The sequence below is a fragment of the Roseateles sp. P5_E11 genome, from assembly GCF_054049355.1.
The window spans coordinates 1-6,337 of sequence record NZ_JBFUMO010000339.1; the positions used below are offsets into that span (position 1 = coordinate 1).

Genomic DNA, 6,337 nt, shown 5'->3' on the forward strand with positions numbered 1-6,337 from the left:
GCGGATAGACCTTGAGCAGGTCCGCCTGCAGCATCTGCGCAATGCGCGCGGGGTCGCGCTCCTGGATGGAGATGCGGCCGCCCCACAGCAACCGGTGATCGGCGAGCGCTCGGTAGTAGTCGAAGGCGAAGCGGTTGTCATAGAGGGCGGCGGGCGTGCGGATCGGTCGCAGGTTGGGCGGCAACGGTTCGGTCGCGATGACATAGGTTGCGATGGGCAGGCGCGCGCCGGTCAGGGCTGGCAGCATGGCCTTCAGATAGGCACCACCGGCCACGACGACCTGGGCCGCGCGGATCGAGGCGTCATGTGAGGTGCGTAGCACGAAGCCACCGGCGGCAAGGCGCTCGATGCTCATCACGGCACTGTGCTCGTGCACCCTGCCACCGGCATGCTCGATGACGCGAGCGAGCCCCAACGCGTACTTGAGCGGATGGAAATGGAAGGCATCGCGCTCCAGCAGAGCGCCGCCATAACGCTGCGTGTCCAGCCACTGCCGGACCTGGGCAGGCTCGATTTCGTCCCAGGTGACGCCGAAGTTCTCGCGCAGCCAGCGCGCCTGATCGCGCAACTGGCGCTCGGCGCGTGCGCTGTGCCTGAACCAGTTGAGCAGCAGAGCGCCGCCCTCTTGCCGATCGCAGTCGATGGCGTGGACCTCGATGCGCGAGCGAATCAGTGCGATGGCTTCGCGGCTATGAGCGTAGAACTCACGCGCCGCTGCCAAGCCCAGGTCGCTCACCAAGTCCGCCGCGTCGCGGCTGTAGCCGCCGAACACGAAACCGCCATTGCGCCCTGACGCGCCATGGCCGATGGTCTGCGCCTCCAGCACCGCCACGCTGGTGATGCCGCGCTCCTGCAGCCCGCGCGCCGCGGCCAGGCCCGCAAAACCGCCGCCGAGCACGGCCACTTCCACGTCAGTGGACGAGTCGGCCAGCGGCTGGAAGGTCAGGCGCGGGGCGGTGACGGCGTAGTAGGTCTGGGTTTGCATGCGCTCGCATCGGGCTCAGATCTGCCGCACCCACTGCGTCTCAGCTATCGGCTGTCGGAACTGCAACTCCGTGCGTTGGCCGGTTGGGGTGGGCAGCGCTGATGGCCTAGCCGGGCTTGGGCTTGGGCTTGAAGATATGCACCGTTTCGCCGCGGGCGAGCATGTCCACCAGTTGCGCGATGCGCCTGGCACGCGTCTCGGGCTTGACGGCGGTCTGGATGCGCCAGAGCACGGCGTAGCGGTTGCTCGCGTTGACGGTGGCGAAGAAGGCCTTGGCCGGCGGATTCGCATCCAACGCTGCCGCCAGGTCGTCGGGCACGGTGGACGTCTTCGCGCCGTCGTAGGCCTGGGCCCAGCGGCCGTCGGCCTTGGCGGCCTCGACCTGCGCCTGGCCAGGCGGCTGCATGCGGCCCGCCTCGATCAGCGTGGCCACTTTTTCGACGTTGATCTTGGACCAGACGCTGCGCGCACGCCGCGGCGTGAAGCGCTGCAGGAAGTGCTGGTCGTCCAGCCCCTTCTTCTGGCCGTCGATCCAACCCCAGCACAGCGCGATCTCCACCGCCTCGGGGTAGGTGACGCTGGGCTCGGCCGCGCCGCGCTTGGCGATCATCAGCCACAGGCCGTCGGACTTCGCGTGGTTCTTCTTCAGCCAGGCCTCGAAGGCCCTGGCGTTCTTGAACAGCGTCGGGGCGACTTCGGCCGGGGCGGCGGGCTGGGCGGCGGGCATGCGCGCAGTGTGCCGCAAGCCCGGATGCCGTCGACGGGGCAGGGCCGCTTCGGGCGAAGCGTCCCTATGAGATTCCAGACTGGCTGGACGCCGAGGCACTTATTCACGGTGACTCGGACAGCGCGCGCAGCTCAGAGCCGCGCCAGCAGCTCGTACGAGCGCCGGCGCAGTGCATGGTCATGCACCGCGCAGGCGACGATGAACTCGTCTGCCTGCGTGCGCTCGCTCGTTTCCGCCAGCCCGGCGCGCACGGTCTCCGGCGAACCGACGATGGATTCACTCAGCATGCGCTCCACCTGCATGCGCTCAGCCGGTGACCACAGCGCATCCATGCTCGGCACCGGCTCGGGCAGCTTGCCGCGCCGGCCGCGCACCATGCCCAGGAAGCGCTGCTGAGCCGACGTGAACAGGTACTGCGCCTCGTCGTCGGTTGGCGCCACGATGATGTTCAGGCCCACCATCGCATGCGGCTTGGGGTGGCGAGCGCTGGGCTTGTAGGTGGAACGGTAGATCTGCAGCGCCTGCATCAGCATCTCGGGCGCGAAGTGCGACGCAAATGCGAAGGGCAGGCCGAGGTGAGCGGCGAGCTGGGCCGAGTACAGGCTGGAGCCCAGCAACCAGATCGGCACCTCGGTGCCCTGGCCCGGCACGGCACGCACTTGTGCCTGCGCGGCCAGTGGCGCGAGGTAGCTCTGCAGCTCCAGCACATCGTTGGGGAAACCGTCCTCGCCGCTGCTCTCCAGGCTGCGCCGCAGCGCGCGCATCGTCGGCCGGTCGGTGCCGGGCGCGCGGCCCAGGCCGAGGTCGATGCGGCCGGGGAAGAGTTCGGCCAGCGTGCCGAACTGTTCGGCGATGGTCAGCGGCGCATGGTTGGGCAGCATGATGCCGCCGGCGCCGACGCGGATGCGCTGGCTCGCCGCGGCCAATTGGCCGATCAGCACCGCAGTGGCCGAGCTGGCCACGCCTTCCATGTTGTGGTGCTCGGCCACCCAGTAGCGCGTATAGCCCAGCGTGTCGGCCAGGCGCACGAGGTCCAGGCTGTTCAGCAGGGCTTCACGCGTCGTGGCGCCTTCGACGACGGGTGCGAGGTCGAGGATGGAGAGCGGGGGCAGGGTAGACATGCAGGCATCTTGCCGGCGCCGGCTTGGCCCTGTCAGCCACCGGCTTTGCGCAAATGTGATTGCAACCAAGGCAGCAGGCGACCGCGGTAGGCCGAGGCGTCGAAGTCGTGCAGGTCCTCATGGCCGGCACCCGGCACCGGCCAGAGCGCCTTGGGCTCGGTCGCCGCGGCGAAAAGCTGCTCCGTCTCGACCCAGCGCGTCGAGCGATCCGCGGTGCCCGACGCGACCAGCAGCGGCGCGTGAACGGCCTTGATGGCTTCGATGGGGCGCAGCTCATGCACGCCCAGACCCAGGCGCAGCGGGATCTGCAGCAGCAACAGCGGTGCAGCCCAGGCGCCGGCCGGGCCGAGGCGCGCCACCAGGCGGTCTTGCACGGCATCGGTGATGGTGGGGTAGACGGACTCCAGCACCATGGCATCCAGCTCGGGTTGGCGCTCGGCGAACAACAGCGAAGCGCCGCCCAGCGACACGCCGATGCCGCCCAGCTTTTCGCCCGGCAGGCGGGCGTGCAGCCAGCCCAGCGCCGCCTGCACGCCCAGCGCCTCGCGGCGGCCGAAGCTGATGCGGTCACCGCTGCTTTCGCCATGCGAGGGCAGGTCGATCAGCAGGCTGCCAATGCCCTCGCGCTGCAGCCAGCGGGCGCGTTCCAGCATCTGCAACCGGTTGCCACGCACGCCGTGCAGCAACAGCACCGCGCCTTCACCCGGGCGGCCGGGCAGGAACCAGCCGCTGACCTGCTGGCTGTCGCCGTAGGGGAGGCGCAGCGCCTCGGCCCGCAAATCGGGCGGTGGTGGGCCGATGGAGTCGCGGGGCGGGCGGGTCAGCCATTCGCCGGCGGCCAGGCTGAACACGACAACACCCAGAGCCAGCAGCAGCGTGATGAGGAGCAAACGGTTCATGCGACGGAGGCTGCCTGCTCAAGCGCCGCGGCGTTGTCGGCGCACAGCATGCGAAACGGTAGGCTGATGCGCTCATCCGCCGCGGCGGCCTGCCAGAACCCGCGTGCGCGGGGCAGCACACGCAGCCAGCGATCCCGCTCCGTCGGCAGCGGCAGGATGGGTGTGAGCGGCGGGGACAGCACTTCGCCACCGGCCAGCGGTGCGTAGCGCATGGGGAGCTGGTCGTAGCTGGGCGCCAGGCTCAGACCCGCGGCGTCGTGGAAGAAGCACAGATTGCCGCCATGCATGTCGCTGTTGGCGATGAGTTGGCCGAAGAGCTGGCGCTCGGCGACCCGCTCGGCATCCGCCGTGCTCAGCAGGCCGTGGGCGGCCAGTGCAGCGGCCACCCGGGTCCAATCGTTCGTGGCCTCACCGACGAGGCCGGCATTGACGCTTTCGAGGCTRACGACCCCTCGCCGCCCGTGCGGGCCGATGCGGTCGAAGCGTTCGCTTTCCAGGAAGTGGCGCCCCTCATGTGCCAGCAGCCGGGTGTGCGCCGCCTCCAGCCCCAAGGCCGCCGCCGCCAGTTGCTCGCAGACCAGCAGGTCGCGCCAGCGCTGCACCGTTGCGGACTCGTCGGCGCCCGAGAACTTGACGACGCAATGCGGTGTCGCCATGCCTGCCAGTTCGCGTGCCACCGTGAACTTGGGAAATTCGCCGCCCGCCGATGAGCCGGGCAGTGCGCCTTCCATGGCCTGGGCTGCCAGTTCGGCGTAGCGGGCTGGCAGTCCTGCCTCATGCAGCGGCGCCGGCGACGCCAGCCTGGCATCGAGAAAACGGCGCAGGACGGCGTCTCCCACCAGCAACTCGCCCGGCAGGTCATCGCCGAGACTGCTCAGGGCCAATAGCAGGGCATCGTCGTCCCAACTGCGTGGGTCGGGGGACAGGCCCAGGCCGGCGGCATGCCGGCGCGCGAAGTTGCGGCCCAGGAAGCCCTGCGGCCGCAGGTCATAGAGCGGGTAGGGCAGGCCCTCGTACCAGCCGTCGCGTGCGTCGTCGGGCGCCGGCCAGGCGGCGGCCAGGGTGTCGAGATGGCAGCCTTGCGGCCAGATCGGGCGCAATTGGGCCAGGGCCTGAGGGCGGCCATCGGCAGCGATGCGGTAGAGCTGGGCCTCAACGCGTTGGCCACGGAAATCACGTCGCCAAGCGACGCGCCGACGCCGGGTCTGACCCRCCGCCACGACGGCGACACCGGCCGCCGCAACCAATCGCTGGGCGGTCTTGGTCGAGCAGCCCAGGGCCGCGGCGATGTCCGCCAGCCCCAGAGGGCCGCGTGGCCGCAGGAGTCGTTCGAGGCTGGTGAGGTCGGCGGACATGATTCAGGAATCGTGTCCTGAATTTTGTCCTCAATCTATTACGAAAATCAAATGAAAATCAATAAGTTGCTGAATTTGTTCGTCATTGAGTGTCCTTAGTTAAGGCATCAATCGCCGGATCATTCGTGCAGAGCACCGCGCGCACCAGTTGTGCGCCGTCTGGATGGGCCGTCAAGCGGGCGCCCTGATCACGCATCAGCGCCAGCATGCGACGGTTGTCGGCCAGGATGTCGCCATGCAGGCGCTGCACGCCGTGGCGGCGCGCATGGGCCGTCAGGTGGGCGATGAGGCGCCGGCCCAGGCCGCGGCCCTGCCAGTCGTCAGCGACGGCCAGCGCGAACTCGGCGCGCTCGGGCCGGTCTTCGTCATGCACGTAGCGGGCGTCGGCGATGACGGGATGGCCGGGCTGCTGGGCCTCGACGACCCACGCGACGTGCTGGCGCTGATCGACATCCGTCAGCAGCTTCAGCAGGGCAGGGCTGAGCTCGCGCAGGCCGACATGGAAGCGCTTGTGGCGCGAGTCCAGCGACAGCGCGCTGAAGAAGGCCTGCTCGGCAGCGGCATCCGCGGCGGCAATGGGGCGCAGGCGGACCTGGTGCCCGCCGGCCAGCATCCAATGCTCGGGCGCCTCGGTGGCGACGGGCGCTGGCGCCAGCAGCGTGTTCACTGCCGCGCTCCGGTCGCCGCCGGCCTCAGGTCCAGCACCGCCGGGCCGCTCAGCGCGCTGACGGTGACCGCCTCATCGGTCTGCACGACAAAGCACTGGCCGGGTTCCAGCACGATGTCGCGCGAATCGTGGTCGATGGTGATCCACAGCGTGCCGGACGCGCTGCACAGATGGGTGGCGCGGGCTTCGGGCAGGCGCGAGATCTGGCCGCGTTGCAGCAACAGCCGGGTGCGGGGGACGTCGATCAGCATGGTGTGCTCCTGGGGCGGCGGACTGGCATGCCGGGTTGGCATGCTTGCGTTGCGGCCGTCTGACGCGGATAGTGCCGCTTGGCCACCTTGGCGACAAACGATCATTCGGAAGGCTTCGCATTCCGCCAGCGCATGTCAACAAAGCCCGTAGACCATCTCCCGCCGCTGCAGCTGCTGGCCGCCTTCGAGGCGGCGGCGCGGCATTTGAGCTTCACCCAGGCTGCCGAAGAGCGCTTCATCACGCAGTCGGCCATGAGCCGGCAGATCCGCGCGCTGGAAGACGAACTCGGCGTGACGCTGTTCGAGCGCCGCCACCGGGCGCTGGCGCTGAC

Annotated in this window: 8 protein-coding genes; 1 reads left to right on the forward strand and 7 read right to left on the reverse strand. The window is 69.4% G+C overall.

The window, feature by feature from the left end; all coding sequences use genetic code 11:
• From ACXJKR_RS21150 to ACXJKR_RS21180, 7 genes are all read right to left on the reverse strand, one after another.
• A partial coding sequence (locus ACXJKR_RS21150; protein ID WP_457324495.1) for an NAD(P)/FAD-dependent oxidoreductase occupies positions 1-985 on the reverse strand: 985 nt, incomplete at its 3' end.
• A 106-nt stretch (positions 986-1,091) separates the two neighbouring features.
• Positions 1,092-1,712 carry a YdeI/OmpD-associated family protein gene (locus ACXJKR_RS21155; protein ID WP_457324496.1) on the reverse strand — a complete coding sequence of 207 codons (621 nt, stop codon included), beginning with the start codon at positions 1,710-1,712 and terminating at the stop codon, positions 1,092-1,094.
• A gap of 131 nt (positions 1,713-1,843) precedes the next feature.
• Positions 1,844-2,824 carry an LLM class flavin-dependent oxidoreductase gene (locus tag ACXJKR_RS21160; RefSeq protein WP_056197227.1) on the reverse strand — a complete coding sequence of 327 codons (981 nt, stop codon included), beginning with the start codon at positions 2,822-2,824 and terminating at the stop codon, positions 1,844-1,846.
• Between the two features lie 41 nt (positions 2,825-2,865).
• Positions 2,866-3,732, reverse strand: a complete 867-nt coding sequence (locus ACXJKR_RS21165) for an alpha/beta hydrolase (protein WP_457324497.1) — start codon at positions 3,730-3,732, stop codon at positions 2,866-2,868.
• Positions 3,729-5,087: a type II toxin-antitoxin system HipA family toxin YjjJ gene (gene yjjJ, locus ACXJKR_RS21170; RefSeq protein ID WP_457324498.1), complete on the reverse strand. Its 1,359-nt coding sequence runs from the start codon at positions 5,085-5,087 to the stop codon at positions 3,729-3,731. The genes ACXJKR_RS21165 and yjjJ overlap by 4 nt, the downstream gene beginning before the upstream one ends.
• A gap of 82 nt (positions 5,088-5,169) precedes the next feature.
• Entirely contained in the window at positions 5,170-5,754 is a 585-nt protein-coding gene (locus ACXJKR_RS21175) for an N-acetyltransferase family protein (RefSeq protein ID WP_457324499.1), read from the reverse strand.
• Entirely contained in the window at positions 5,751-6,005 is a 255-nt protein-coding gene (locus ACXJKR_RS21180; RefSeq protein WP_056196450.1) for a DUF2917 domain-containing protein, read from the reverse strand. The genes ACXJKR_RS21175 and ACXJKR_RS21180 overlap by 4 nt, the downstream gene beginning before the upstream one ends.
• A 132-nt stretch (positions 6,006-6,137) precedes the next feature.
• Here ACXJKR_RS21180 and ACXJKR_RS21185 point away from each other — a divergent pair.
• On the forward strand, positions 6,138-6,337 hold a 200-nt coding region (locus ACXJKR_RS21185), incomplete at its 3' end, for a LysR family transcriptional regulator (protein WP_457324500.1).

Coding starts and splice junctions, on each gene's coding strand:
- ACXJKR_RS21155 (WP_457324496.1), bottom strand. CDS start 1,712: ATGCCCGCCGCCCAGCCCGCCGCCCCGGCCGAAGTCGCCCCGACGCTG.
- ACXJKR_RS21165 (WP_457324497.1), bottom strand. CDS start 3,732: ATGAACCGTTTGCTCCTCATCACGCTGCTGCTGGCTCTGGGTGTTGTC.
- ACXJKR_RS21180 (WP_056196450.1), bottom strand. CDS start 6,005: ATGCTGATCGACGTCCCCCGCACCCGGCTGTTGCTGCAACGCGGCCAG.